The following is a 25,084-nucleotide window of genomic DNA, read 5'->3' on the forward strand; positions in this document are numbered from 1 at the left end:
GCAACTCTCACGCCAGACTAGATGCTATTTCCCGGCAAGGAAACCGGGCCGAACGCCGCATCCGGGCTTCCTGGCGCCACAGATAGGCATTGTCGCGGCGCGGCGCCACCGCGCCGTCAATTTTCCGGCAGGGGAATGAATTCTTCCTCGTCGCCCGGCACGATGTCGAAGCGGCCGGTGCGCCACTCCTGCTTGGCCTGTTCGATGCGCTCTTTCGAGGACGAGACGAAGTTCCACCAGATGTAGCGTTTCGAACCGAGGGCGGCACCGCCGAACAGCGCCAGCTGGCAGCCCTGCGCGCCGGCCTTCAGCGTGATCGTGTCGCCCGGACTGAACACCAGAAGCCGGTCGGCCTCGAACAGGTCGCCGGCGACATCGAGTTCGCCGGAGAGCACGTAGACCGCGCGTTCCTCCCAGTCGGGCGGCAGCGGCGCGCTTGCGCCCGGTGCCAGCGTCATGTCGGTGTAGAGCGTGTCGGTCGGCACCTTGACCGAAGAGCGATGCCCCTCGTAATGGCCGATGATGACGCGGCCGCTGATCCCGTCGCTGTCAAAGGTCGGCAATGCGTCACGGGTGGTGTGGACAAAGGCCGGGTCGACCTCCTCCTGGCCGTCGGGAAGCGCCAGCCATGTCTGCAGCCCGGAGAGGCTGTGGGGGTGGCCGCGCAGGTTTTCGGGCGAGCGTTCGGAGTGGACGATGCCGCGCCCCGCCGTCATCAGGTTGAGGTCGCCGGGGCGGATCACCATCTCGGTGCCGAGGCTGTCGCGGTGCTTGATCTCGCCGTCGAACAGATAGGTCACGGTCGAAAGGCCGATATGCGGGTGCGGCCGCACGTCGATCGCCTGATCCGCCCTGAGCAGCGCCGGTCCCATGCGGTCGAAGAAGATGAAGGGGCCGACCAGCCGGCGCTTTGCCGTCGGCAAGGCCCGCCGCACCTCGAAGCCGCCGATGTCGCTGGTGCGGGGAATGACGAGAAGATCGAGTGCATCGCAGGCCGAGGTGTCGCCCGCGGCCGGGTCCTTGCTGGGGAAGAAGCTCATGAGGCCCACTCCGTTTCTGGTCCGCGCAGTGAAGCAGGAGGCCGCCCGCGATGACAAGGGCTCGGGCAGCGCCGCCGCGTGAACATTGTGTTCAAGGTCACGCGCGTTTCTCGTTACGGCTTCAGCCGTTGTCGAGCGGCTCGGTTCCTTGCGGGTTTCCGGCGCGGTCGAGGCGGATCTTCTCGATCCGGTTCTCGGCCGCGTTCAGCAGCGTCTCGCAGTGTTTCTTCAGCGCCTCGCCGCGCTCGTAGATCTCGATCGACCTGTCGAGCGCGACGTCGCCGCGTTCCAGCGCCGCCACGATCTTCTCCAGCTCTTCCACGGCCTGTTCGAAGGACAGGGCCGAGACGTCCGCGGCCGGGGTGGTCGATGTGCTCATGATCAGCCTTTCATTAGCCGGTAGATGTGGGTCGCCGCCGATTCGGCGAGCCCCTGCAGGTCGTAGCCCCCTTCGAGCAGGCTGACCACCCGGTGCGACGCGGTCCGCCCGGCGATGTCCATCAGCTTGGCGGTCGCCCAGTCGAAATCGTCGGCCACCAGGTTCAGTTGCGCCAGCGGGTCGCGGTAATGCGCGTCGAAACCGGCCGAGATCACGATCAGGTCCGGACGGAACTCGGTCAGCCGCGGGAGCACCCGGCTGCGGAACGCCTCGCGGAAATGGTCGCTGCCGGTGTCCGGCGACAGCGGCGCATTGACGATGTTGCCGGCCCCGGTCTCGTCCCTGGCGCCGCTACCGGGATAGAGCGGCATCTGGTGGGTCGAGCAGAACAGCACCGACGGGTCGTCCCAGAAGATGTCCTGGGTGCCGTTGCCGTGGTGCACGTCCCAGTCGACGATGGCGACGCGCTCGGCGCCGTGGGCCCGCTGCGCGTGTCGCGCGGCGATCGCCGCGTTGTTGAACAGGCAGAAGCCCATCGCCTTCGTCTTCTCGGCGTGGTGGCCCGGCGGCCGTGCGGCAACGAACGCGTTGTCCGCCTCGCCGGCGAAGACCGCATCGACCGCCGCGACCGCGCCGCCGACGCCGGCCAGCGCTGCCCGCAGGCTTGCCGGGCAGGCATAGGTGTCCGCCTCGAAATGATGGATGCCGTCCTCGGGGATGACGTCGATCACCTCGCGCAGGTGGCTTTCAGGATGGGCGAGCAGGACGAAGTCCTCGGCCGCCTGTTCGGCGTTCTTCCGCACCAGCGTCTGGAACCGCTCGTGTTCGAGCGCGAGGTTCAGCGCGCGCAGCCGGTCGGCCCGCTCGGGATGGCCTTCCGGGGTCTGGTGTTCCAGAAAGACCGGGTTTTCGAAGAGGATCGTTGTCATGGGCGCGAGGCTAACCTCTGTCCCGTGAGTGGTCCACGGGAAATGCCCAGACGTGTTGCGTTTTTCAACAATTGTACAATTCGAGGTATGTCTTGGTGGCCGGAATCCCGTTTTCCGTGCGAGGTCAGGTTCGGGCCGGCAGCAGCGGGTATCCGGCGAGCACGGCGCGGCCCGCCAGCATCGCAACGAAGGCCTTGACCAGGTCGCCCGGGATGAAGACGAGCGAGGCGAGCGTCGTCTCGATGACGGCCCGGCCGCTCATGACGCAGAGCCAGGCGATGCCGAACAGATAGACGACGCCGATCCCGCCGACGACGGCGGCGACGAGGAAGCCGATATACTGCTGGAACTCGGCCTGGCCCTCGCGCACCAGCCGCTCGGCGAGCAGCCCGGTCACATAGGCGCCGGCGACCCAGCCGGCCAGGAACCCGGCCGTCGGTCCGGCGAAGACGGCCAGTCCGCCGCGCCCGCCCGACAGCACCGGCAGGCCGATCGCCACCAGCAGCATCACCAGCAGCAGCGCCGCGGCTCCGCGCCTGGCGCCGAGGATGCAGCCGGCCAGCATCACGCCCAGCGACTGCGCGGTGACCGGCACCGGGATGAAACCGAGCGTGATCGGCGGCAGCAGCCCGAGCACGACGACGATGGCGGCAAACAGCGCAATGAGGACGATGTCTCTGGTGGTCATGTCAGCCCCTCCGCCGATCGGCGCGCCTGCCAAGAAGGGCAGGGGTCGAATCGTGATTTCCTAATATGCGGTTATTGCCGCCGAAAGCCGCGAGCGTCAATCGCCATCGCGATCGTGTCGGCATCGCGAAGCGTCAGGATGATCAACGGAACGAGCACTCCGAGGGGCCGCGCCGGCACGCCGCGGGCACGATGGGCCTCGCGGATGTCGGCGTAACGCTCCAGGATCTCCGGGGCGAAGCGCAGCACCAGCCCGACGGCGAGGCTGACATCGGCGGCGCGCGGAAAACCGAATCGCTCGAGCGGGCGCAGCAGCCGGGTGATTTCGTCCATGAAGGCCGAGATCGTCGTCGTCGCGGTGACCGCCGCGGCCAAAAGCACCAGCGCGGTCAGGCGGAACAGAACGGCCAGCGCATCGGCGAGTGAGTGGAAAAAGTAGTTCGCCGCCGCCACCAGCAGCACGGTGAAGAGCACGAAGCGAACCCGGCGCACCGCCTCGCCGACCCCGATCCCGGTCGAGGCGTAGAGGCCGGCCGCAACCAGGCAGGCGCCACCAAGGATCCACGGATCGGCAACGACAAAGAGGGCGACCGCGGCGATGAACAGCAGCAACAGCTTCGTGCCGGCCGGGAGCCAATGGAAAAAAGAGTCGCCTTCGATGTCGAGGCCGGTCAGCATGCCGCGATCTCCCGGTAGGTGCGGATCGCCTCGGCAGGGGCGGTGTCGGCGGCAAGGCGACCCTGGTGGAACAGCAGCACGCGGTCGAAGCCGTCGAGCAGCGACAGGTCGTGGGTGATCACGATTGCCTGCTCCGGCAGCCCGGCGATCGTCCGCACGATCAGGTCGCGGTTCTTCAGGTCGAGCTGGTTGGTCGGTTCGTCGAGGATCAGGATGTCCGGCCCGGTCACCAGCACGCTCGCGATCGCCGCGAGTTGCGTCTCGCCGCCGGAAAGTTCGTGGATGCGCCGCCTGGCCAGATGGGGGATGCCGAAGCGCTCCAGCACGGCCTCCGTCCGCCGCGCCACCTCGTCCCTGGCCAGGCCGCGGTTCTTCAGGCCGAAGGCGATGTCCTCGGCCAGCACCGGCAGGATCATCTGGTGCTGCGGGTTCTGGAAGATGAAGCCCGCGCGACCCCGCGCCGCCGCCTCGTCCTCGACCGTATCGAGGCCGCCGACCGTCACCCGACCGGTCGTCGGTCGCACCAAGCCGTTGATCAGCCGCGCGAAGGTGGTCTTGCCCGAGCCGTTGAGGCCGATGATGCCGACGCGCCGCTCGGTCAGTGCCAGCGACAGCGGATGGAGCGCCGTCCGTCCGGCGAAGCTGACCGAAGCGTCGCTGAAAACGATGTCCACCTGCTGCTCCAGAGCCCTTGACGTCGGCGGAGCTATAGCCAGTTCGCCGGTCAAAGGAAACCGGGTTGGAAGGCGTGGGAATATTTGCCTATGATCGGGCATGACGAATCTGCTGAAGAACGCCGACGCCCGCCGCATCTTTCTCGCCAGGCAGGGGCTCTCCGCCCCGCCCGGCCGGTCGCTGGGCAAGGACGGGCTCTTGCAGCTGATCCACGCCATCGGCTTCGTCCAGGTCGACAGCATCGCCACGGTCGAGCGCGCCCATCACCAGATTCTCTTTTCCCGCAACCAGACCTACCGGCGCGAACATCTCGCCACCCTTCTGGAGAAGGACGGAGAGCTGTTCGAGAACTGGACACACGACGCCTCGATCATCCCGAGCACCTTCTATCGCTACTGGAAGCACAAGTTCCAGCGCGAACACGGCGCCATCCTCGAGCGCTGGCGGCGCTGGCACGGCGAGGGCTTCGAGGCGAGCTTCGAGGAGACCTTCCGGCGGATCGCCGAAGGCGGCGCGGTGCTCTCGCGCGAGCTGAAGTCCGACGAGCACGAATCCGGCGGCTGGTGGAACTGGCACCCGAGCAAGACGGCGCTCGAATATCTCTGGCGCACCGGCAAGGTCGCGATCGCCCGGCGCGAGAACTTCCAGAAGGTGTACGACCTCGCCGAACGGGTCGTGCCGCGCCACCACCACGACCCCGAGGTCGACCACGACGCCTTCGTCGACTGGGCCTGCCGCAGCGCGCTGGCGCGGCTCGGCTTTGCGACTCACGGCGAGATCGCCGCCTTCTGGGACCTGGTTTCGCCGGAAGAGGCGAAGGCCTGGGTCGCGGCCCATCGCGACGAGTTGCGGCCGATGCTGGTCGAGCCGGCCGACGACGGCAGGCCGCGCGCCTGTTTCGCTCTTGACGGATTTTGGCAAGAGGCGGCCGGCGTGCCGGAGGCGCCGGCGCGGCTGCGCGTGCTCTCGCCCTTCGATCCGCTCATCCGCGACCGAAACCGCACGGAGCGGCTGTTCGGCTTCCTCTACCGGATCGAGGTGTTCGTGCCGGAGCCGAAGCGTCAATACGGCTACTATGTCTTTCCGCTGCTGGAAGGGGACCGCCTCGTCGGGCGCATCGACATGAAGGCGGACCGCAAGGCCGGCCAGCTTGCCGTGCGAAGGCTGTGGCTCGAGCCGGGGGTGCGGCCTTCCGCCGGCCGGCTGGAGCGGCTTGAGGCCGAATTGACCCGCCTGGCGCGCTTTACCGGCGTCGAGACGGTCCGCTACCTTGACGGCTGGCGTTCGGACTGACGGTTCAGAACAGGACCCGCTTGCGGATCCTGCGCCAGTTGACAAGCAGCAGCTTGCCCAGGTTCAGCGCCGCGAGCGGCGGATAGGTCCGCCGCGTCTTCCGCGATGCGCTCTGCAGCAGGCTCTCGACGGCGGGAATCCTGCGCAGTTTCTCCTCGTCGTAATAGGTCAGTTCGGCGGGGTGCCGCCCGAAGATGCTGTCGCCTTCGGGACGGGGATGCATGTGCTCGCGCAGGACGGCGAGCAGGCGCCTCTCCACGGTCAGGAAGCTCCTGGACTCGCGCGACAGCGTCATGGTCCGGCGCGCCGAGTGGCCGGCGCCGGCGATCGTATCTACGATCCGTGCCTTCTCCTTCGGCGTGAACAGGTAGCGCATCACCTGACCGATATGGAGTGCCTTGCGGCTGTTTGACCGGCCGGTGGGAAACGCGCTTGCACGGGACAGCATCCGGATGAACACCGTCATTTCGATCGACATCCGTTCGTTGGCCGAAGGCCTCGTCGCCTTCAGGTCATGAATGCCGAGCGCCGTCTGGAGGAAGTAGGTGAAGATGTCGAGATCCCGCCTGCGGATCTCCTCGTAGTTCAGCACCGTATAGTCCGCGAACGGCAGCGACAGGATCGGCCGGATCTCGACGAGCGGGTTCATGTAGACGTTGCGCAACGGGTTCCGCCGCGGCCGCGCCATCCAGACGGGCAGGCTCGGCGCCGAGCCCATGCCCGCCTTTTGCGCCCAGAGCGAATAGACGGTGTCGAGCGGGTCGCGCAGCGTGTAGACAATGTGCAACGAGCGCTTGCCGATGATTTTCTTGATCGCCCGGAAATGCTCCTTCTTCCAGCGCCGGAAGCCTTCCGAGGAGAGCAGGATGTTCAAGCCATCCCGGTCAGCCCTCCGCAACACTTTGAGGAAGTCGCTATAGGCCGGCCCCGAGCGGGTGATGAACTGGCTCTCGTGGTCGGACAGGTCGTGATGGGCGATGCCGACGCGTTCGCCGATGGCCGGATAGAGCCAGCCGCGCTGAAGCAGCCGGTCGGCATTGTGGTGAAAGTTGGCCTGCATGTAGGTGGTCGCGGTCTTGTGCGGACCGATGTGCATCACCAGGCGCAGCGGCTTGCCCTGCTTCAGGTGGCCTGCGGCTTCCGCGGCGGGCGCAGGCTTGCCGGCCCCCGAGGGTGACGCTCCCATTCAGCAGATATCCGTGGCCGCAATGCGGATGCCGAAGCCCTCGAGCCCGACGTAGTGGCGCTCGCGCGAGGCCATCAGCCGGATGGAGCTGATGCCGAGGTCCTTGAGGATCTGGGCGCCGAGGCCGATCTCGAGCCACTCGTTCTCGCGAGCCTTCGCCTCGTCATGCCCTTCGCGCTCATGGTTGCCCTTGCGTGCTGTCCGCGAGACGCCGACGCCGACGGACCCTTCGCGCAGGTAGACGACCACGCCGCGGCCGTGGTCGGCGATGCGCTTCAGGATCGTCTCGATCTGTCGGTCGCGGCCGAACACATCTTCGCCGACGTTCTCCAGATGCAGCCGCACCGGGATGTCGACGCCGTCGCGGATGTCGCCGAAGACGACGGCCAGGTGCTGCATCGGGTCCCAGGGCAGGGTGTAGGTATAGCCCTTGGCCTCGCCGTAGGGGGTTTCGATGTCGATCACGCCGACCTGCTCGATCAGCGTCTCCTTGCGTTGGCGATAGGCGATCAGGTCCGCGACCGAAACCTGTTTGAGCCCGTGCCTGGCGGCGAATTCGACCACCTGCGGCCCGCGCGTCACCGTGCCGTCATCGTTCACGAGCTCGCAAATGACGCCGACCGGCGGCAGGCTCGCAAGTCTGCAGAGGTCGACGGCGGCTTCGGTGTGGCCGGAGCGCATCAGCACGCCGCCCTCGCGCGCAACCAACGGGAAGATGTGGCCGGGACGGACGAAGTCGCTCGGGCCGACATTGGGGTTGGCGAGGTTTCTTGCCGTCAGCGTCCGGTCGTCAGCGGAGATGCCGGTGGTCGTGCCGTGCTTGAAGTCGACCGACACCGTGAACGCAGTGGTGTGCGCCGAGTCGTTCTCGGCCACCATGGCGCTCAGGTTCAGCCGCTTGGCCTCCTCGCGCGGCATCGGCGCGCAGACGATCCCGGAGGTGTGCCGGACGATGAACGCCATCTTCTCGGGCGTGCAATGCACGGCGGCGACGATCAGGTCGCCCTCGTTCTCGCGGCCGTCGTCGTCGGTGACGACGACGATTTCTCCCGCCTCGAACGCGCGGATGGCTTCGACAACGCGCTTCTGGTCAAAGGTCATCATGCTCCTCCCGGTCGTTTTGCGGTTATTCCAGCCGTCCGGTCTGGCCCCGGTCCCGCAGATAGTGGTCGGCGATCGCGCAGGCGACCATCGCCTCGCCGATCGGCACCGCGCGGATGCCGACACAGGGATCGTGCCGGCCCTTCGTGCGCACGTCCACCTCCTTGCCGTCGCTGTCGATCGAGCGGCGCTCGGTCAGGATCGACGAGGTCGGCTTGATCGCGAAGCGCGCCACCACCGGCTGGCCGGTGGAGATGCCGCCGAGGATGCCGCCGGCATGGTTGGAGAGAAACACCGGCTTGCCGTCGGGACCGATCCGCATCTCGTCGGCGTTTTCCTCGCCGGTGATCTCGGCCGCGCCGAAGCCGTTGCCGATCTCGACGCCCTTGACGGCGTTGATCGACATCAGGTTGGCGGCGATGTCCTGGTCGAGCTTGGCGTAGATCGGCGCTCCGATGCCGGCCGGCACACCCTCCGCCACCACCTCGACGACCGCGCCGACAGAGGAGCCGGCCTTGCGGATGCCGTCCAGATACTCTTCCCAGACGGGCACGATCGCCGCGTCGGGTGCGAAGAACGGATTCGTGCCGACCACGCTCCAGTCCCAGTTGGCGCGATCGATCCTGTGCTTGCCGATCTGCACCAGCGCGGCGCGCACGGACATGCCGGGGACCACCTTGCGGGCGAGGCCGCCGGCGGCGACGCGGGCTGCCGTCTCTCGCGCCGAGGAACGGCCGCCGCCGCGATAGTCGCGGATGCCGTACTTCACGTCGTAGGTATAGTCGGCATGGCCCGGTCGATAGCGCTTGGCGATCTCGGAATAGTCCTTCGAGCGCTGGTCGGTGTTCTCGATCAGCATCGAGATCGGCGTGCCGGTCGAGATCATCGTCTCGCCGTCGTCATCCAGCATCACGCCGGAGAGGATACGCACGAGGTCGTCCTCACGCCGCTGGGTGACGAAGCGCGACTGGCCGGGCTTGCGCTTGTCGAGCCAGGCCTGGATCTCGGCGAGCTTGAAGCGAAGGCCGGGGGGGCAGCCGTCGACGACGCAGCCGAGCGCCGGGCCATGGCTCTCGCCCCAGGTGGTCACGCGGAAAAGATGGCCGAAAGTGTTGTGCGACATGAATCCCTGTCCGGAGTGCTCGGGGCCGGGCGCAGGGATGCGCCACGATCCGGTCCTTCCTCTGGCCGCACTCATAGAGCCGATTGCCGCAAAGTTGAAGCGTTTTTGGCGCGAAAGCGCCGGGCCGGGCACAGAGGCTGCAAAAGGGCCTAGGAGGCGGCCTTCCAGTGCCGCTCGAGCGCGCAGGCCCGGAACTCGTCGCGCGACAGCGGCCGGGCGAAGGCGTATCCCTGCAGCAGGTCGCAGCCGAGTGCGCTCAGCAGCTCCGCATGAGCCATCGTTTCCACGCCTTCAGCCACGATCTCGATGCCGAGCGACCGGCCGATGTCGATGATCGAGCGCACCAGCGCCTGCTCGTGGCGGGAGGTCAGGATCGGCGCCACCAGCTGGCGGTCGATTTTCAGCCGTTTCGGCCGTACCTTCAACAGGCTGACGATCGAGGTATGGCCGGTGCCGAAGTCATCGATCTCGATATCGATTCCGAGTTCCTTGATGCGCTCGATGTTGCGCAGGACTATATCGTCGGTCTCGTCGAGGAAGATCGATTCCACCAGTTCGAACGAAATCTGCCCGGGCAGGATCTGGAGACCGGTCAGGCTGTTGACAAGGGTCGCGTCGCGCAGGCGCCGGGCTGAGACGTTGACCGAGATTTTCGGAATCCGGATCCCGCCTGCCGCCCACAGGCTGCAATCGATCAGCGCCTTCTCCAGCATCACCCGGTCGAGCGCGCCCATGACGTTCAGGTCCTCGGCGATCCTGAGAAAGCGGTCGGGTGGCAGCAGTCCGTCCCGCGGATGCCGCCAGCGGATCAGGGCCTCGGCTCCGGCGAGCTCGAGCGTGCGCGCGCAGATCTGCGGCTGGTAGTAGGGGATGAATTCGTTGTTCTCGATGCCGGCGAGGATGTCGTCCGCCATGCGCTTGTTCGATACGATCTCGGCTTCGAGCGCGGCATTGAAGAATTCGTGGCGGTTGCGACCCGACGCCTTGGCCCGGTAGAGCGCGATGTCGGCATTGACGAGCAGCTTGCGGGTGTCGAGCGCCCTGCCGTTGCCGACGGCGACACCGATGCTGACGCCGAACCGGCACATGTGCCCGTTGTAGTCGAGCGGCTGGCGCATCAGGCCGATGATGCGTTGCGACAGTGCCGCCAGTCGTCCATGGTCGTTGCCCTCGGTGACCACCACGAATTCGTCGCCGCCGATGCGGGCCACCAGGTCGCCGCGATTGACGGAGGCGCGGAGGATTCCCGCGGCATGGACGAGCAGCGCGTCGCCCGCCGCGTGGCCCAGCGTGTCGTTGATCTGCTTGAAGCGGTCGAGATCGATATGGAGGATTCCGATCCCCACGTTCTCGCCCTCGCTGCGTGCGGCCAGAGCCTCGAGCTCGGCGTCGAGCTTCCTGCGGTTGCCGAGGCCGGTCAGCGGGTCGTGCAGCGAGTTGTGCTCGATACGGTCCTTGGCCTGCTCCAGTTCGACGTTCTTCGCATCCGCCATCGCCTTGGCATGCTTCAGCTGTTCGGTCATCATCACGTCGTCGGTCACGTCGAAGGCAAGGCCGACGAAGGTGCGGCGCCCGTCAGCCTCGACGTGCAGCTTGCCGACGGACTGGATGTAGCGCACGGCCCCGTCGGGGTGCACCACGCGGGACTTGCGCATGTAGGCCGAGCCGTCCGCGATCGCCGCGTTGGCCGTCGCCTCGGCATCCGAGCGGTCGTCGGGATGGATCGCGTTGAGCCAGGTCGCGTGGGTGATGCGGTCGCCCGTGCTGGGGACGCCGTAGAGCTGGTGCATGCGGTCGTCCCACAGCGTCAGACCGTCATCGAGGTCCGCCTCCCATAGGCCGCATTGGTAGGCGTCGAGCGCCATGTCGAGGCGCTGGGTGATCTTGATGAGCGCGTCCTTCTGCCGGTCCGCCTGCTCCTTGGCCGCCCTCAGCCGCTCGTTGAGGATGACGTCCTCGGTGACGTCCCAGCTGATGCCCGTCAGTTTTTCCTCGGTCCCGACCGTCAGGTGCGAGCCGACGCTGCGGATATGGCGGACGCCGCCGTCGCGCAGCACGACCCGGTACTGCGACCAGTAGCCGGACTGGCCGTCGATGGCCTGCGAGATGGCGGCCTCGGCACTGGCGAGGTCATCGCGATGGACGATTGCCCGCCAGGTGTCGGCACTGGCCGGCATCTGCTCGTCAAGTCCGAGCAGATTGTACATCTGGCGGTCCCACTCGAATTTGTGGTCGGCGAGCGCAATTTCCCAGATTCCGGTCTTGGACGCCTCCAGCGCCAGGTCGAGCCGTTGCGAAAGCGAGCGGATCTGGGTCTCGCGCGCCTTCAGCCCGGCGATGTGCCGCTGCCGTTCGCTGACGAGACCGCCGGTCAGAAGGATCGGCACGATGATGACAAGGGCTGCGCCGGCGGTCAGGAGCCGGATTTCCGTCAGGTTGTCGGCGGGGGTGTCCCAACCTTCTGCCGGAATGGCCGCAAGCTCCCAGGTGCCGCCGGGGAAGTCGACGTTGCGACGGACGGGCGCGTTGCGAAAGACCTCGGCCCTGCCGAACAGCGGCTCCTGGTTGCTGTCTGCAACGCTGGTGTCGCGGATCGCCAGCTGCAGCGCGGGGTGGCCTGCGCCGTGTTCACGCCGGGCGCCGCCTGCCTTGCTGATCAGGCCGGCCTCGGCGAACAGCCGGTACTCGTCTATGGTGCCCTCGACATAACCCCAGAAGGCGAACGGGCCGGCCTCGGTGCCGAACACGGGGATCAGCAGGTTGAAGCTGCGGCTGCCGTCCGGCATCTGCACCGGCCCGATCATCACCGGGCGGCCGAAGGCCCGGTTTGTCTCCGCCGCCTGGCGGAAGGACTGGAATCGATTGAGGTCGGTGCCGTTGTACTTTTCGTTGCCCCTCAGCGGAAAGGTCTGGGCGACGACCGCACCCGGCGCCGCGGCAATGCGCCGGAACTGGACGTTCTGGACCAGCAGCTTGCGGGCGAAGAGGTTGAACCGGGAGGCCGCCTGTTTCGGTGCGGCGGCAAACATGTTCGCCAGACCCTGCAGCGCCGCCACGTCCCTGTTGATCTCGCCTTCGAGCTGGGCCCCGATCAGGCTGAGGTCGGTGGAAACGCGCGCGTTCAGCTTGTTTCGGTACAGCCTTTCGTTCTGTTGCTCATACGCCTGGCCCGCGAGAAGAATGACGGTTGCGGCGATCGCGGCCGGAAACAGCGACGGCTTGGCCCAATCGGCAATGCTCTTGATTTTGTTTGTTATGTGCCCGGTCCGCACTGCACAGCCATCCCCACACCAGCCCTGCACGTTAGGCAGTTTTAATTAAGATTGGATTGATGTTCGCCGGCCGGCCTGTGACCGTGCGCGGCGGCGGCAACGGCGTCGGGGATGGCGAGCCATAAGGGCTTGATCGGCCGGGCGTTTCCCGGCATCCATGAACACCGGCGCGGTGCCACGGCGAATTTCGCCATAATCGAGGGGCATCAAGCGTGACGAGCAGCAAGACTGGAATACTCAAGGGGGTTCGCAAGATGCGTTTCATCATCGCCGCGCTGGTGGCCGCGGCCAGCATCCTGGCGCCGCTGACAGCCCATGCCGAGAGCGCCGACGTCGAGGCCACGATCACCAGCGTCGACACCGCCGAGCTGAGCCTGTCGCTGGACGACGGCAAGAGCTACCAGGCGCCGGAAGAGTTCAACTTCGAAGGCCTTGCCCCGGGCGTGAAGGTGCTGGTGTTCTATACCGAGGTTGACGGCAAGCGCGTGATCGACGACCTGGAAATCATCCAGTAGCCGGAACCGGCAACGGGCGCGGCCCCGGCAAGCGCCGGACCACGTCAGAGCCAGGTTGCTCCCTCGTCGTCGACGCGCAGGATCCGGTCCTGGTGGATCGGGGCATTGGCGGCGTCGTGCAGCGGCATGCCGCTGAATTTCAACAGCGCACGGACAACGCCGCCATGGCTGACGCATACCGTCGGCCGGGTGATGTTGTTGAACCAGGAGCCAACGCGCCAGGACAGGATCTCGTAGCTCTCGGCGTCGTTGCCGGGCGGAATGAAGTCCCATTTCGCGCGCGAGCGCTCCTTTACCCGGTCGCGAACGCTCTTCTTCAGTTCCGAAATGGTGAAGCCTTCCCAGTCGCCGAAGGAGACCTCGATCAGCCGGTCGTCGGTGCGGTAGAGGCGGGGATCCATCCCCATCGCGGCGCGGACGAGCTCCATCGTCTCGCGCGTGCGACCGAGCGGGCTCGCGACGAAATCGAACGCCTCGGCGTGGGCGCCGAGGAGGCGCCGCAGGGCGCCGCCGTTCTCGGACGCCTGCCGGCGCCCGAGGTCGTTGAGCGGAATATCCTTCTGCCCCTGCAGCCGGCCTTCGGCATTCCAGTCGGTCTGGCCGTGGCGGATCATGTATACCAGCACGTTGCGTGCTCCGGCGCTGCTCAGTCCTTGACGACGGAGATGTCGGGCGCGTCCACCGCCTTCATCCCGACGACGTGGTAGCCGCTGTCGGCATGGTGTACCTCGCCGGTCACGGAGCGGGACAGGTCGGAGAGCATGTACAGGCCGACGTCGCCCACTTCCTCGATGCTGACGGTACGGCGCAGCGGCGCGTTGTACTCGTTCCATTTCAGGATGTAGCGGAAGTCGCCGATCCCGGAGGCGGCAAGCGTCTTGATCGGCCCGGCCGAGATCGCGTTCACGCGGATGTTTTTCGGCCCGAGGTCCACCGCGAGGTACTTGACGCTCGCTTCCAGCGCCGCCTTGGCAACGCCCATGACGTTGTAGTTCGGCATCACCTTTTCGGCGCCGTAGTAGGTCAGCGTCAGCATCGACCCGCCGTCGGTCATGAGCTTCTCGGCGCGACGGGCGACCGAGGTGAACGAGTAGACCGAGATCTGCATCGTTTTGGCGAAGTTGTCCGCCGACGTGTCGATGTAGCGGCCGGTCAGCTCGTCCTTGTCGGAAAAGCCGATGGCATGAACGAGGAAGTCGATCTTGCCCCACATCTTCTCGACATTCTCGAAGACGGCATCGATGGAGGCCTCGTCGGCGACATCGCAATGGCCGGCGAGGACGCCGCCCAGCTCGGCCGCGAGCGGCTCGACGCGCTTCTTGAGGGCGTCGCCCTGATAGGTGAGGGCAATCTCCGCCCCGTGCGCACGCAGGGCCTTGGCAATCCCCCACGCAATCGAGCGGTTGTTGGCAACGCCCATGATGACGCCGCGCTTGCCGCTCATGAGACCCTGAGCCATGGAATGTCCCTTGCTGATTTCGTTGGATTTTGCCTATGGCATAGGCCGCAATGCCGTTCAAGCGCAACAGGTTCAGGAACTGTTAGCGCCCGTAACAATGGGTGCGTATTTCACCGAAATGTCACGAAACCGGCGATGCCTGCAGAAAAGCCCGTCGCCTACAGATACAGCCCTTCGCGCAGGCTGCGCATCAGGTCGATCATCTTGGCGTCCGGCCTGTCCCACAGTTGTAGCCGGACCTCGACGATCAGGTTCCCGCGCTTGCCGTCGGGGTCGATCAGGCCATGGCCCTCGATACAGATGGTGTGGTCGGAACTGGACCAGGCCGGCACGGTCACCGGCAGGTCGTCGCCGGCAGGCCCCGGAACGGTCGTCTCGCAGCCGAGAACGGCGTTCTCGATCGTCACCGGAAGGCTGGTGCGCAGGTCGAAGCCGTCCACGCGGAAGGGGCCGGGGGCGATGCGGACCGTCACGACCGTGTCGCCGCGCTTGAGGTCGTTGATGCGGTGCCCCTGTTCCGACAGGCGGATGACTGTTCCCGCGGTGGTGCCGGCGGGCAGCGGCACCCTGAGCGATTCGCCATTGATCTCCAGCGTCATTTTCGCCTGGTTCAGCAGGTCCTCGACGGTGACGGTCAGCTCGCAGGCCAGGTCGGGCGCCTTGTCGACCATCGGGCGCGAGCCGCGGATGCGCCGCAGGAGGGAGGAGATGATGTCGGAGGCGGCCGTCGCCGGACGCGGTGCCGCCTTCGCGCTGTCGATCCCTTCGCTCGCCGGAGGGGGCGCCTTCGGAGCGGCGGCCTGCCGTTCCGGGGCCGGTGCGGCGGGCTGGGGAGAGGCGGCGGCATTGCTGGCGGCCTGATGCTGGCGCGCGTCGACGCCGAAGATGCGCGAGACCATGTCCTCGGCGCTTTCGCCCACGCCTTGGGCGCTGCCGCCTTGTGCCTTGCGGGCGCTCTGCTGGCGGCGCATCTGTTCCATCCGGCGCAGTTCCATCTCGCGCCGCACCTCGGCGTCGCGGTGGGCGCGGTCGTAGCGGCTGCGCTTCTCCGGGTCGCGCAGGAGGTCATAGGCGCGTCCGGCCTCGGTGAAGCGGATGGTGGCGAACGGGTCGTCCTGGTTCTGGTCGGGATGGACGGCCTTGGCTACGGAGCGCCATGCGGCCTTGATCTCTTCCTGGCCCGCGTCGCGCCTCACACCCAGCACCGCATACGGATCGCGCATCAACATATACCCGCTCTTCTTGGTCGAGGCTTTTGCGCCCCTTGTGTTTCGGGCTCCCTGCAAGGCCCGCGCGGACGGATGATGCCAGCAACCTCCTAACCGTTGGTTACGCGGGATGGGGGGAAATAGAGCATAGGATGCAGGCCTGGAAACGGCCCGCGCAGGTCTCGAGACTAGCCTTGGCGGTCGAAGCGCGTCAGCGTCCACAGGCCGTTGCCGCCGGTGCAGGTCCGGCCGTCGTAATTGGCGATGCCGCTGTAGGAGTGCAGCGTCGTGGTGAAGTCGCGGCAGGTCCGTCCGGCCCCGTCGCTGCTCTCGGCCACGCTGCTGACGATGCCGGCGCTGCCCGAGGCGGCATTGGCCCACGGGATCGGGTTGCCGGCATTGCGGGCGAGGTCGGCGGAGGACACCGCATTGCCGACGGTGGTGGCGTCAGAGGTGCTGTCGGGCCGCTCGGCGACCGCGCTCGTCCGGACGCCCCTGTCGACCGAACGGTCCGGCAGGAGGTCGAAGCCGCTGCCCATGCAGCCCGACAGCGGGCCAATGCACAAGGCGGCGAGGGCGATCCGTAGCGGTTGCGTCCACAATATCATTGTCTCCCGTCGCGACTTTGCTATGACTTCCAACTCCCGCACGCCCCAACGGACCGATCTTCGGCAACGGAAGCGAATATGAGCGACAGAGAGTTAACAACTGGTGACTTCACCGAGGAGCGCGAGCCCTTTTCCCTGTTCGGCAAGTGGTTGCAGGACGCCGAGAAGAGCGAGCCGAATGATCCGAACGCGGTGGCGCTGGCGACGGTTGATGCTTCCGGCCTGCCCAATGTGCGCATGGTGCTCCTGAAGGGATTCGACGAAGACGGTTTCGTTTTTTACACCAATTTCGAAAGCCGGAAAGGCCAGGAATTGCTGGAGACCGGAAAGGCGGCCATGTGTTTCCACTGGAAATCGCTGCGGCGCCAGGTGCGGCTGCGCGGGCCGGTTGAGGTCGTGTCCGCCGAGGAGGCCGATGCCTACTATCGATCGCGCCCGCGCGGCAGCCGCATCGGTGCCTGGGCCTCGAAGCAGTCGCGCCCGCTGGAAAGCCGCTTTGCACTGGAGAAGGCCGTGGCCGAATATACCGCGCGCTACGGCCTCGGCGACATCCCGCGCCCCCCGCACTGGTCCGGCTTCCGCATCAAGCCGGTATCGATCGAGTTCTGGCACGACCGCCCGTTCCGCCTGCACGACCGCATCGAGTTCCGTCGCCCCGCCGAGGGTGAGGGGTGGGAAAAGGTCCGGATGTATCCCTGACCGGAACGGCGCGGCCAGCGCTTGAGCGCCGGCCGGCCTCTGGTGCGCGTACATTGCCGTCTTTCCGGCTCCCGGGGTCGCGCAATCGAGGCGCATACCGCCCGCGAGGTATACAACTCGCACTGGTGTGATATATTCTGCGCCAAGCAAGAACGCATCTCCCTCACAGCCCCTTGAAGCGCACGGCTTTGCATTGCGCGGCGCTCACGCATGGGAACAGGCTGAAATCCAAGGCAATCACGCGGAGGAGAGTTCGATGGCCGGCAATCTTGTTTCATACCTCATGACGTTCCTGACCCCGGACACGGTCGCACGAATTGCCACCGCGCTTGGACTCGACAGCGACAAGGCCCAGCGCGGCATCGCCGCCGCGGTTCCGGCCATCCTCGCGGGGCTGGCGGGTGTGGCGTCGCAACCGGGTGGAGCCGGGAAGATCGCAGACGCGGCGCGCCAGCAGAGCGGTGTGCTCGACAACCTCGGCAGCCTGCTCTCCGGCGACAGTTCGGCCACGCTCGCCCAGTCCGGGTCGCAACTGCTCGCTTCGCTGCTCGGCGGAAATGCCGGCGCCTTGGCGGGGGCCGTCGGAAGCTACACCGGCCTTGGCCAGAACGCGGGCGGATCGCTGCTGGGGATGCTGGCTCCGCTCGTCATGGGCGGCGTTGCCAAGAAGCTCGGCGCCGATGTCAGCCCGGAAAGCATCTCCGCCCTGTTCGATCGCGAGAAGGACAACATCGCTGCGGCAATGCCGGCCGGGCTGAAGGGGCTGCTCGGCGGAACCGGCCTGCTCGGCGGGCTCGGCAGCTCCGCGGCGGCCGCGGGAAGCGACGCTGCGGCTCGCGCCGCCGCCTCGGCACGTTCTGCCGCCCGTGACACGGCGGCCACGGCGACCGCCGCCACGCGCAGCAACTGGCTGTACTGGCTGCTCGGCGCGCTTGCCCTGTTGGTCGTCTTCTACTACCTGTTCGGCCGCCCGGCCGAACAGGCCGTCGAGCAGACCGCCCCGGCACCGGAGACCGAGACCGCGCCGGAGGCGCCGTCAGATACGGCCGAACCGGCGGCACCGGCTGAAACGCCGGCCGCTCCCGAGACCCAGACCCAGACCCAGCCTGCGACGCCCGCTGCGCCATCGCTCGAGGTCGGTGGCGTGGACCTCGGAGCGCAGGTCAGCGATGCCATCGCCAGCCTCGAGGGCACGCTCAATGGAGTGACCGATGCAGCCTCCGCCCAGGCGGCGGCACCGCAGCTACAGATGGCGATCGAATCGATCGACGGTGTCAGCGGCATGCTCGGGCAGCTTTCGGAGGAGCAGAAGGCGGCGCTGTCGGCCATGGTCAAGCCCGGTATCACCTCGCTCGACGCGCTGTTCGACAAGGTGCTGGCGATCCCGGGTGTGTCCGACGTGCTGAAGCCGACGATCGACGCGATAAGGGCAAAACTCGGGGCGCTGGCGCCGTGACCAGCGCGGACCGGATCGCCGCCAGTGCGCCCGGCGGTCCTCCGACCACGTTCGATTTTTCCGCCAGCTGAAAATTGCGAGAGGAGGCCCCCGGCCATGGCTGACAGATCCACCTTTACCGCCGACGAATGGCGCCAGTTGATGCAAGGTGTGATGGCGGCCGGCATTGCCGTCACCGCCGCAGAGCCGAGCGGGCTGTGGGGCATGCTGAAGGAAGGGCTCGCCAGCAGCCGCGCCTTGTTTCAGGCCAAGTCCGCCCCGGGCTCGACCCAGTTGATGACGGCGATCGTCGAGAGTTTCGAGTCGACGCAGGACCGCAATGCGGCCCGCGAGGGGTTGCAGGCGGAGCTCGAAGGCGCAAAGGCGGAGGAGATCAAGGCAAAGTGCGTCGCGGTGGTCGGGCAGGCCGGCGATATCGTCGATGCCAAGGCGCCCGAGGATGCACCGGCCTTCAAGGCCTGGCTCCTGCAGATCAGCCGGAATGTCGCCGAGGCCGCCAAGGAGGGCGGCTTCCTCGGCTTCGGCGGAACCCCGGTGAGCGCGGCCGAAAAGGCGACGGTCGAGGAGATCGCGTCGGCCCTGAGACTGGCCTAGGCCGCGTCAGCGCCGCAACAGCCGGAACGGGATGCCCGAGGCGAGCGCCGAGACGTACTTGCGCTTCTGGTACAGCCCGTTCAGCGAAATGCGGGGCAGCGCCATCGGTGCGTCGAAGCTGCGGCCGTCGAGCGTACCCGGCTCGGTTGTGACGGCGAGCTGGAAGCCGAGTTCGGCGGCAAAGCCGTGTTCGCGCGCCGAGACGGCGGCACTGCCGCCGTAGGGATAGGCGAACGCGACCGGGCGGACGCCGGTGATGCATTCGATCCGCTCCGCCGAAGCCTGCATCTCCTCGCGCGCCTCGTGCTCGCCAAGGCGCGCGAGCGCGCGGTGGCTGATGGTGTGGGCGCCAAGGGTGGCGAGCGGGTTCAATACCAGGCTCTTCAGTTCCGGCTCGCGCATGACCAGCCGTTCGGTGATCAGGAGCGGGTCGATGCCGCTGGCCCGTGCCGCCCGGTCGAGCGCCTTGATCGCCCCGGCCTCGTCGGCCGACTGGACGAAGGCGGACAAGCGTGCGAACGCGGCCTGCTTGTGCCCGGCGGTCGCCAGCGGCAGCGTCACCTTCCCGGAGCCGAAGTCGAACTCGACATGGGGGAGGGCGCGCAGCAGTTCGGCCAGCGTTTCCCACCAGATGCTGTGCGTCCGGCAGGCAAAGCCGCCGGTGATGAACACGGTGAAGGGAACCCGGTGCTCGGTGAAGACCGGCTGGGCATGGACGGCATTGTTGCGATAGCCGTCGTCGAGGGTGAAGGCGGCAAAGCGTTCCTCGGGCCGGGCCACGGCCATGCGGGCGGCGAGGTGATGCAGGGCGACGAACTGGTAGCCTTCGCCGGCGAGAAAGCGGATCGTCTCGTCGAGGAACTCCGGCGTGATCTCGAGATGGGCATTGGGGTCGAAGGCATGATCGACCTTCGGCCGCACGTGGTGCAATGTGAAGATCGCGCCGCGGCCCCGCGCCGACGTCAACAGGCCGGCGCGGCCGGCAAGGTTGGACAGTTCCAGCCCGCCAGCGATTGCTGCGCGCTTCAGGTTCCGGCGCACGGCATTCTTCAATGTCGGCATCTGCGCTCCCGTTGGCGGTTCTCCCGCCGCCCTTTATGCGGGTGCCATGGTATCCGCGCGGTTAACGGCCCGCCGCGTTGTGCGCGGCGATGGGTCAGGCCTTGGTGCCGCCGACGGTGATCTGGTCCATGCGCAGATGCGGCTGGCCGACGCCGACCGGCACGCTCTGGCCGGCCTTGCCGCACATGCCGATGCCGGTATCGAGCTTGGAGTCGTTGCCGATCATCGATACCCGGCGCATCGCGTCCGGGCCGTTGCCGATGATCATCGCGCCCTTGACCGGCGCGCCGACCTTGCCGTTTTCGATCAGGTAGGCTTCGGTGCAGCCGAACACGAACTTGCCGGAGGTGATGTCGACCTGGCCGCCGCCGAACGAGACGGCATAGATGCCGTTCTTCACCGAGGCGATGATCTCCTCCGGCGTCCTGTCGCCGGACAGCATGTAGGTGTTGGTCATGCGCGGCATGGGGCTGTGCGCATAGGACTGGCGGCGGCCGTTGCCGGTCGCCGTCATCCCCATCAGCCGCGCGTTCTGCCGGTCCTGCATGTAGCCGACCAGCTTGCCGTCCTCGATCAGCACATTGTAGCCAGAGGGGGTGCCCTCGTCGTCGATGGTCAGCGACCCGCGGCGCGCCTCGATCGTGCCGTCGTCGACGACGGTCACGCCCTTCGCCGCCACCTGCTCGCCGAGCAGGCCGGAAAAGGCCGAGGTCTTCTTGCGATTGAAGTCGCCCTCGAGACCGTGGCCGACGGCCTCGTGCAGCATCACGCCGGGCCAGCCGGACGAGAGGACGACGTCCATCGTACCGGCCGGCGCCTCGATCGCCTCGAGGTTGACCAGCGCCTGGCGCAGCGCCTCGTCAGCCCCCTGGCGCCAGCTCTCGCTGGTCAGGAACTCGCCGAACCCGCGCCGGCCGCCCATGCCGAAGGAGCCGGTCTCCTGGCGGTCGCCTTCGCCGACGACGACGGAAATGTTCAGCCGCGTCATCGGACGGATATCGGTGACCCTGTGGCCGTCGGCGCGCAGGATGTTCACCACCTGCCAGCTCGCCGCGATCGACGCCGTGACCTGGCGCACCTTCGGCTCCTTGCCGCGCAGATAGGCGTCGATGTCCTGCAGCAGCGCCACCTTGTCCTCGAAGGTCGGGCTGCCGATAGGGTTCTCCGGCCCGTAAAGCCGGCGGTTGGTTCCCTGCGGTGCGGCGGCGTAGCTGCCGGCATGGCCGCGCGTGACGGCGGCGGCGGCATCCGCGGCCCGCTTCAGCGCCGCCAGCGACATCTCGCCCGAATGCGCATAGCCCACCGCCTCGCCGGCGACGGCGCGAAGCCCGAACCCCTGGTCGGTGTTGAAGCTGCCGCCCTTCAGCCGGCCGTTGTCGAAGGTCAGGGACTCGGCCTGCGCGTGCTCAAGGTAGAGCTCCCCGTCGTCCGCGTCCTTCAGCGTTTCGGCCAGGACTGTGCGCACCGTTGCCTCGTCGGCGTCGAACAGGGAGAGTAGGTCGGTGTTCATGAGGGGCTCCGCGCGCAATCTGTCATCCTGCCCCATGTAGAGGCGCAAGTGCCGATCGACAAGTTTTGGCTGGGCCGTCCGTTACGGCAGGGCGTCGTATCCTTCGCCGAAGCCCTTCAGGTCGACGGGGATGCCGATCCCTTCCTCGGGCGTCTGGAACACGATGAAGGTGGCGGTTGCGCCGGAACGGAAGGTCTTGAGCAGCTCTTCCTCCAGTACGACTTCCGCATAGCAGCCGTCGGAGAAGCAGCGGACGAAGTAGGCGCGGCCGATGTCCTTGCCGTCGACGTTGAGGCCGAGGCCGTTCGGCAGCAGCACGCCGAGCGGCGCCAGCACGCGTAGGATCTTGGCCTTGCGGTCGGCGGTCTTGAGCACGACCACCGATAACCCGACTTCCGGACGGTCCTCGGCGATCACGTTCTGCATCAGCGCGCACTGCTCGGCCGAGGCGCCGGCCGGCTGGTCGCAGACGATCGACCAGGCGCCGTGGTTCGACTTCACCGTGCCCGGCTGCTGCGGAGCCTGCGACAATGCCGGCGTTGCCGTCGCGACGATGGCGAGAGCCGCGACCGCGCGAACCGTCCTGGCCAGACGCGAAGGGAAACCGGAACCCATGAGAACCTCGAAATCTCGAATCACACGCGCCATTCTTGAATAGCGCGCAGGCAAATGAAAAGCCCTTAGCGCTCTTTTCCAGTCTATGCGGCGGAAATTGGACCGTGGCGGCAAAACCCCGCGCCGTGCCGGGCCGTGCGCTGCATCGCATCGGTTGGCGGCACGACGGTCCTCCTTTCGCCGGCTCGATCGCGGCCCATATTATAATGAGTCAGGCAAAATTCTGACGGCTCGTGCCGCTGTCTTGGCTTTGCGCAAAAATGCCGCATGGGCAATCTTCCGAGGCGGTTGCGGTGCGCATCAAACTGTGATTTTAAGCACTCAGCATTGCAGGGATTCTGCGCATTGTTTGATCCCAATCAAACGCTTTGGGGAGATATGTTGTGATAAACAAGGCTTTTGCAGCACTGGCCGCCAGCGGCTGTCTGCTGTTTGCTACGGGCGCCTTTGCCGACCAGCCGGTCGATTGGCAGAGGGGGCTGCAGCCCGCCGCCACTTCGATCATGGAAGAGATCCGCTGGTTCGAACAGTATACCCTCTGGTTTATCGTCCCGATCACGCTGCTGGTTCTTGTTCTCCTCGCCGTCATCGTGATCAAGTTCCGGGAGCGCGCGAACCCGGTTCCGTCCCGCACGAGCCACAACACCGCCATCGAGGTCATCTGGACCATCGGCCCGGTGATCATCCTGCTGTTCCTGGCCGTTCCGTCCTTCCAGCTCCTCACCAGGCAGCTTGCGCCGACCGAAGAGCCGGAGCTGACCGTGAAGGCCACCGGCTTCCAGTGGTACTGGGGCTATGAGTACCAGGTCGGCGAAGAGCCGCTTTCCTTTGATTCACTGCTGCTGCAGGACGCGGACCGCGCCGCCCTCGGCAAGGAAGACAAGGCGGTCTATCCGCGCCTGCTCGCCGTCGACAACGAGTTCGTGGTTCCGGTCGGCAAGCACGTCCGCCTTCTCGTGACCGGCGCCGATGTGATCCATGCCTTCGCCATGCCGTCCTTCGGCATCAAGATCGACGCCGTTCCGGGCCGCATGAACGAGACCTGGTTCAAGGCCGATCGCGAAGGCCTGTTCTACGGCCAGTGTTCCGAGCTGTGCGGCAAGGATCACGCCTACATGCCGATCGCCATCCGCGTCGTCTCGCAGGAGCGCTTCGACAGCTGGCTGGCCGCCGCGGCGACCAATCTCGGCGATGCCAACAAGGCCCTGCTGGCATCGGTCGACGGCGAGAAGAAGACCCTCGACGTCGCGCAGAACGCCGCGCAGTAATTCCAAGGGAGTGCAATCCATGGCCGGAACAACCGCTGCCCACGATGACCACCACGGTCATCACGACCACAAGCCCTCGTTCTTCGTCCGTTGGTTCCTCTCGACGAACCACAAGGACATCGGAACCCTCTACCTGATCTTCGCGATCTTCGCCGGCATCATCGGCGGCGCGCTCTCGGTCGCCATGCGCGCCGAGCTGCAGGAGCCGGGCATCCAGATCTTCCACGGCCTGGCCTCGATGGTCTACGGCTACGAAGGCGATGCCGCCATCGATGGCGGCAAGAACATGTTCAACGTCTTCACCACGGCGCACGCGCTCATCATGATCTTCTTCATGGTGATGCCGGCGCTGATCGGCGGCTTCGCCAACTGGATGGTGCCGATCATGATCGGCGCGCCGGACATGGCGTTTCCGCGCATGAACAACATCTCGTTCTGGCTGCTGCCGCCGGCCTTCACGCTGGTGTTCCTGTCGATGTTCGTCGAGGGCCCGGCCGGTGCTTACGGCGCGGGTGGCGGCTGGACGATCTACCCGCCGTTCTCGACCTCCGGCATGCCCGGTCCGGCGATGGACTTTGCCATCCTCGGCCTGCACATTGCCGGTGCCTCGTCGATCCTGGGTGCGATCAATTTCATCACCACCATCCTGAACATGCGGGCGCCGGGCATGACCCTGCACAAGATGCCGCTGTTCGCATGGTCGGTGCTGATCACCGCCTTCCTGCTGCTGCTGTCGCTGCCGGTGCTCGCTGGTGCCATCACCATGCTGCTGACCGACCGCAACTTCGGCACGACCTTCTTCGCGCCGGAAGGCGGCGGTGACCCGATCCTGTTCCAGCACCTGTTCTGGTTCTTCGGCCACCCGGAAGTGTACATCCTGATCCTGCCGGGCTTCGGCATCGTCAGCCACATCGTCTCGACCTTCGCGCGCAAGCCGATCTTCGGTTATCTCGGCATGGCCTACGCCATGGTCGCGATCGGCGCCGTCGGCTTCATCGTGTGGGCGCACCACATGTACACGGTCGGCCTGTCGCTCGACACGCAGCGCTACTTCGTGTTCGCGACGATGGTCATCGCCATCCCGACGGGCATCAAGATCTTCTCCTGGATCGCGACGATGTGGGGCGGCTCGATCCGCTTCACCACGCCGATGGTCTGGGCGATCGGTTTCATCTTCCTGTTCACCGTCGGTGGCGTCACGGGCGTCCAGCTCGCCAACGCCGGCCTCGACCGCGCCCTGCACGACACCTACTACGTGGTCGCGCACTTCCACTACGTGCTGTCGCTCGGCGCTGTCTTTGCGATCTTCGCGGCCTGGTACTACTGGTTCCCGAAGATGAGCGGCTACATGTACTCCGAGTTCCTCGGCAAGCTGCACTTCTGGGTCATGTTCGTCGGCGTGAACCTCGTGTTCTTCCCGCAGCATTTCCTCGGCCTCGCCGGCATGCCGCGCCGCTACATCGACTACCCCGATGCCTTTGCCGGCTGGAACCTGGTGTCGTCCTACGGCTCCTACATCTCGGCCGTCGGCGTCCTGATCTTCCTCTTCTGCGTGTTTGAGGCGTTCGCCAAGAAGCGCGTCGCCGGCGACAACCCGTGGGGTGAGGGCGCAAACACGCTCGAGTGGCAGCTCTCGTCGCCGCCGCCGTTCCACCAGTGGGAACAGCTCCCGAAGATCAAGTAGGATCTTGACCGAACACGGAGGCCGCCAGCTGGCGGCCTCTCCA

At 66.6% G+C, this 25,084-nt stretch carries 24 protein-coding genes; 7 read left to right on the forward strand and 17 right to left on the reverse strand.

The genetic code is table 11. From position 1 onward, the window contains the following. Nucleotides 1-116 precede the first annotated feature (116 nt). From ACXAGF_RS04645 to ACXAGF_RS04670, 6 genes are all read right to left on the reverse strand, one after another. On the reverse strand, nucleotides 117-1,040 hold the full coding sequence (locus tag ACXAGF_RS04645; protein ID WP_475014848.1) for a pirin family protein: 924 nt from the start codon (nucleotides 1,038-1,040) through the stop codon (nucleotides 117-119). Nucleotides 1,041-1,161: 121 nt separating this feature from the next. Then, nucleotides 1,162-1,419, reverse strand: a complete 258-nt coding sequence (locus tag ACXAGF_RS04650) for an exodeoxyribonuclease VII small subunit (protein ID WP_475014850.1) — start codon at nucleotides 1,417-1,419, stop codon at nucleotides 1,162-1,164. A gap of 2 nt (nucleotides 1,420-1,421) precedes the next feature. Beyond that, on the reverse strand, nucleotides 1,422-2,348 hold the full coding sequence (locus ACXAGF_RS04655) for a histone deacetylase family protein (RefSeq protein WP_475014852.1): 927 nt from the start codon (nucleotides 2,346-2,348) through the stop codon (nucleotides 1,422-1,424). Between the two features lie 124 nt (nucleotides 2,349-2,472). Then, nucleotides 2,473-3,036, reverse strand: coding sequence for a biotin transporter BioY (locus tag ACXAGF_RS04660; RefSeq protein WP_475014854.1), 564 nt, complete (start codon nucleotides 3,034-3,036; stop codon nucleotides 2,473-2,475). Between the two features lie 71 nt (nucleotides 3,037-3,107). Next, the gene (locus tag ACXAGF_RS04665; protein ID WP_475014856.1) at nucleotides 3,108-3,713 is read right to left on the reverse strand and encodes an energy-coupling factor transporter transmembrane component T family protein; all 606 of its coding nucleotides are present in this window, start codon (nucleotides 3,711-3,713) and stop codon (nucleotides 3,108-3,110) included. Continuing rightward, on the reverse strand, nucleotides 3,707-4,387 hold the full coding sequence (locus tag ACXAGF_RS04670; RefSeq protein ID WP_475014858.1) for an energy-coupling factor ABC transporter ATP-binding protein: 681 nt from the start codon (nucleotides 4,385-4,387) through the stop codon (nucleotides 3,707-3,709). The genes ACXAGF_RS04665 and ACXAGF_RS04670 overlap by 7 nt, the downstream gene beginning before the upstream one ends. A 100-nt stretch (nucleotides 4,388-4,487) precedes the next feature. Between ACXAGF_RS04670 and ACXAGF_RS04675 the strand changes: the two genes are divergently transcribed. After that, on the forward strand, nucleotides 4,488-5,681 hold the full coding sequence (locus tag ACXAGF_RS04675; protein WP_475014859.1) for a winged helix-turn-helix domain-containing protein: 1,194 nt from the start codon (nucleotides 4,488-4,490) through the stop codon (nucleotides 5,679-5,681). 4 nt (nucleotides 5,682-5,685) lie between these two features. Here the strand turns inward: ACXAGF_RS04675 and ACXAGF_RS04680 are convergent, their stop codons facing one another. From ACXAGF_RS04680 to ACXAGF_RS04695, 4 genes are all read right to left on the reverse strand, one after another. Then, the gene (locus ACXAGF_RS04680) at nucleotides 5,686-6,867 is read right to left on the reverse strand and encodes a hypothetical protein (RefSeq protein WP_475014861.1); all 1,182 of its coding nucleotides are present in this window, start codon (nucleotides 6,865-6,867) and stop codon (nucleotides 5,686-5,688) included. Then, entirely contained in the window at nucleotides 6,868-7,968 is a 1,101-nt protein-coding gene (ribB, locus tag ACXAGF_RS04685; protein WP_475014863.1) for a 3,4-dihydroxy-2-butanone-4-phosphate synthase, read from the reverse strand. It abuts the gene before it with no gap. 25 nt (nucleotides 7,969-7,993) lie between these two features. Further along, nucleotides 7,994-9,091 (reverse strand): chorismate synthase, encoded by a 1,098-nt coding sequence (gene aroC, locus ACXAGF_RS04690; RefSeq protein WP_475014865.1) that lies wholly within the window; start codon nucleotides 9,089-9,091, stop codon nucleotides 7,994-7,996. Nucleotides 9,092-9,240: 149 nt separating this feature from the next. Beyond that, nucleotides 9,241-12,363, reverse strand: coding sequence for a bifunctional diguanylate cyclase/phosphodiesterase (locus ACXAGF_RS04695; protein WP_475014867.1), 3,123 nt, complete (start codon nucleotides 12,361-12,363; stop codon nucleotides 9,241-9,243). A 254-nt stretch (nucleotides 12,364-12,617) separates the two neighbouring features. On the opposite strand from ACXAGF_RS04695, the gene ACXAGF_RS04700 reads away from it, so the two are divergent. Beyond that, entirely contained in the window at nucleotides 12,618-12,878 is a 261-nt protein-coding gene (locus ACXAGF_RS04700; RefSeq protein WP_475014868.1) for a DUF1344 domain-containing protein, read from the forward strand. 44 nt (nucleotides 12,879-12,922) lie between these two features. Here ACXAGF_RS04700 and ACXAGF_RS04705 read toward each other — a convergent pair whose 3' ends face one another. The 4 genes from ACXAGF_RS04705 to ACXAGF_RS04720 form a co-directional block, all read right to left on the reverse strand. Then, complete coding sequence (locus tag ACXAGF_RS04705; RefSeq protein WP_475014870.1) at nucleotides 12,923-13,504, reverse strand: histidine phosphatase family protein; 582 nt, start codon at nucleotides 13,502-13,504, stop codon at nucleotides 12,923-12,925. A 20-nt stretch (nucleotides 13,505-13,524) separates the two neighbouring features. Next, nucleotides 13,525-14,337, reverse strand: a complete 813-nt coding sequence (fabI, locus tag ACXAGF_RS04710) for an enoyl-ACP reductase FabI (protein ID WP_475014872.1) — start codon at nucleotides 14,335-14,337, stop codon at nucleotides 13,525-13,527. Between the two features lie 158 nt (nucleotides 14,338-14,495). Beyond that, nucleotides 14,496-15,560 carry a DnaJ C-terminal domain-containing protein gene (locus ACXAGF_RS04715; RefSeq protein WP_475019209.1) on the reverse strand — a complete coding sequence of 355 codons (1,065 nt, stop codon included), beginning with the start codon at nucleotides 15,558-15,560 and terminating at the stop codon, nucleotides 14,496-14,498. Between the two features lie 173 nt (nucleotides 15,561-15,733). Continuing rightward, nucleotides 15,734-16,147: an RT0821/Lpp0805 family surface protein gene (locus ACXAGF_RS04720; RefSeq protein ID WP_475014874.1), complete on the reverse strand. Its 414-nt coding sequence runs from the start codon at nucleotides 16,145-16,147 to the stop codon at nucleotides 15,734-15,736. A gap of 84 nt (nucleotides 16,148-16,231) precedes the next feature. On the opposite strand from ACXAGF_RS04720, the gene pdxH reads away from it, so the two are divergent. The 3 genes from pdxH (at nucleotide 16,232) to ACXAGF_RS04735 (ending at nucleotide 18,902) form a co-directional block, all read left to right on the forward strand. Continuing rightward, nucleotides 16,232-16,852, forward strand: a complete 621-nt coding sequence (gene pdxH, locus ACXAGF_RS04725; RefSeq protein WP_475014875.1) for a pyridoxamine 5'-phosphate oxidase — start codon at nucleotides 16,232-16,234, stop codon at nucleotides 16,850-16,852. A 256-nt stretch (nucleotides 16,853-17,108) separates the two neighbouring features. Then, a complete protein-coding gene (locus tag ACXAGF_RS04730; RefSeq protein WP_475014876.1) occupies nucleotides 17,109-18,308 on the forward strand; it encodes a DUF937 domain-containing protein in 1,200 nt (399 codons plus the stop codon). 96 nt (nucleotides 18,309-18,404) lie between these two features. After that, a complete protein-coding gene (locus ACXAGF_RS04735; RefSeq protein ID WP_475014877.1) occupies nucleotides 18,405-18,902 on the forward strand; it encodes a hypothetical protein in 498 nt (165 codons plus the stop codon). Nucleotides 18,903-18,908: 6 nt separating this feature from the next. Here the strand turns inward: ACXAGF_RS04735 and ACXAGF_RS04740 are convergent, their stop codons facing one another. The 3 genes from ACXAGF_RS04740 to ACXAGF_RS04750 form a co-directional block, all read right to left on the reverse strand. Then, a complete protein-coding gene (locus tag ACXAGF_RS04740; RefSeq protein WP_475014879.1) occupies nucleotides 18,909-19,964 on the reverse strand; it encodes a polysaccharide deacetylase family protein in 1,056 nt (351 codons plus the stop codon). 94 nt (nucleotides 19,965-20,058) lie between these two features. Next, complete coding sequence (tldD, locus tag ACXAGF_RS04745) at nucleotides 20,059-21,474, reverse strand: metalloprotease TldD (RefSeq protein ID WP_475014880.1); 1,416 nt, start codon at nucleotides 21,472-21,474, stop codon at nucleotides 20,059-20,061. An 81-nt stretch (nucleotides 21,475-21,555) separates the two neighbouring features. Beyond that, nucleotides 21,556-22,089 (reverse strand): invasion associated locus B family protein, encoded by a 534-nt coding sequence (locus ACXAGF_RS04750; protein ID WP_475014881.1) that lies wholly within the window; start codon nucleotides 22,087-22,089, stop codon nucleotides 21,556-21,558. A 383-nt stretch (nucleotides 22,090-22,472) separates the two neighbouring features. On the opposite strand from ACXAGF_RS04750, the gene coxB reads away from it, so the two are divergent. Continuing rightward, nucleotides 22,473-23,357, forward strand: coding sequence for a cytochrome c oxidase subunit II (coxB, locus tag ACXAGF_RS04755; protein ID WP_475014882.1), 885 nt, complete (start codon nucleotides 22,473-22,475; stop codon nucleotides 23,355-23,357). A 19-nt stretch (nucleotides 23,358-23,376) separates the two neighbouring features. Beyond that, on the forward strand, nucleotides 23,377-25,041 hold the full coding sequence (ctaD, locus tag ACXAGF_RS04760; protein WP_475014884.1) for a cytochrome c oxidase subunit I: 1,665 nt from the start codon (nucleotides 23,377-23,379) through the stop codon (nucleotides 25,039-25,041). Nucleotides 25,042-25,084 lie beyond the last annotated feature (43 nt).

The organism is Mycoplana sp. ABR4_002 (genome assembly GCF_056159645.1).

What these genes read in the sequence shown, in the direction of transcription:
- ctaD (WP_475014884.1), top strand. Translation starts at nt 23,377, where the DNA reads ATGGCCGGAACAACCGCTGCCCACGATGACCACCACGGTCATCACGAC.
- ribB (WP_475014863.1), bottom strand. Translation starts at nt 7,968, where the DNA reads ATGACCTTTGACCAGAAGCGCGTTGTCGAAGCCATCCGCGCGTTCGAG.
- ACXAGF_RS04740 (WP_475014879.1), bottom strand. Translation starts at nt 19,964, where the DNA reads ATGCCGACATTGAAGAATGCCGTGCGCCGGAACCTGAAGCGCGCAGCA.
- ACXAGF_RS04700 (WP_475014868.1), top strand. Translation starts at nt 12,618, where the DNA reads ATGCGTTTCATCATCGCCGCGCTGGTGGCCGCGGCCAGCATCCTGGCG.
- ACXAGF_RS04660 (WP_475014854.1), bottom strand. Translation starts at nt 3,036, where the DNA reads ATGACCACCAGAGACATCGTCCTCATTGCGCTGTTTGCCGCCATCGTC.
- pdxH (WP_475014875.1), top strand. Translation starts at nt 16,232, where the DNA reads ATGAGCGACAGAGAGTTAACAACTGGTGACTTCACCGAGGAGCGCGAG.
- ACXAGF_RS04715 (WP_475019209.1), bottom strand. Translation starts at nt 15,560, where the DNA reads ATGCGCGATCCGTATGCGGTGCTGGGTGTGAGGCGCGACGCGGGCCAG.
- ACXAGF_RS04650 (WP_475014850.1), bottom strand. Translation starts at nt 1,419, where the DNA reads ATGAGCACATCGACCACCCCGGCCGCGGACGTCTCGGCCCTGTCCTTC.
- ACXAGF_RS04665 (WP_475014856.1), bottom strand. Translation starts at nt 3,713, where the DNA reads ATGCTGACCGGCCTCGACATCGAAGGCGACTCTTTTTTCCATTGGCTC.
- ACXAGF_RS04680 (WP_475014861.1), bottom strand. Translation starts at nt 6,867, where the DNA reads ATGGGAGCGTCACCCTCGGGGGCCGGCAAGCCTGCGCCCGCCGCGGAA.
- ACXAGF_RS04750 (WP_475014881.1), bottom strand. Translation starts at nt 22,089, where the DNA reads ATGGGTTCCGGTTTCCCTTCGCGTCTGGCCAGGACGGTTCGCGCGGTC.
- fabI (WP_475014872.1), bottom strand. Translation starts at nt 14,337, where the DNA reads ATGGCTCAGGGTCTCATGAGCGGCAAGCGCGGCGTCATCATGGGCGTT.
- ACXAGF_RS04730 (WP_475014876.1), top strand. Translation starts at nt 17,109, where the DNA reads ATGGCCGGCAATCTTGTTTCATACCTCATGACGTTCCTGACCCCGGAC.
- tldD (WP_475014880.1), bottom strand. Translation starts at nt 21,474, where the DNA reads ATGAACACCGACCTACTCTCCCTGTTCGACGCCGACGAGGCAACGGTG.
- ACXAGF_RS04645 (WP_475014848.1), bottom strand. Translation starts at nt 1,040, where the DNA reads ATGAGCTTCTTCCCCAGCAAGGACCCGGCCGCGGGCGACACCTCGGCC.
- aroC (WP_475014865.1), bottom strand. Translation starts at nt 9,091, where the DNA reads ATGTCGCACAACACTTTCGGCCATCTTTTCCGCGTGACCACCTGGGGC.
- ACXAGF_RS04735 (WP_475014877.1), top strand. Translation starts at nt 18,405, where the DNA reads ATGGCTGACAGATCCACCTTTACCGCCGACGAATGGCGCCAGTTGATG.
- ACXAGF_RS04675 (WP_475014859.1), top strand. Translation starts at nt 4,488, where the DNA reads ATGACGAATCTGCTGAAGAACGCCGACGCCCGCCGCATCTTTCTCGCC.
- ACXAGF_RS04655 (WP_475014852.1), bottom strand. Translation starts at nt 2,348, where the DNA reads ATGACAACGATCCTCTTCGAAAACCCGGTCTTTCTGGAACACCAGACC.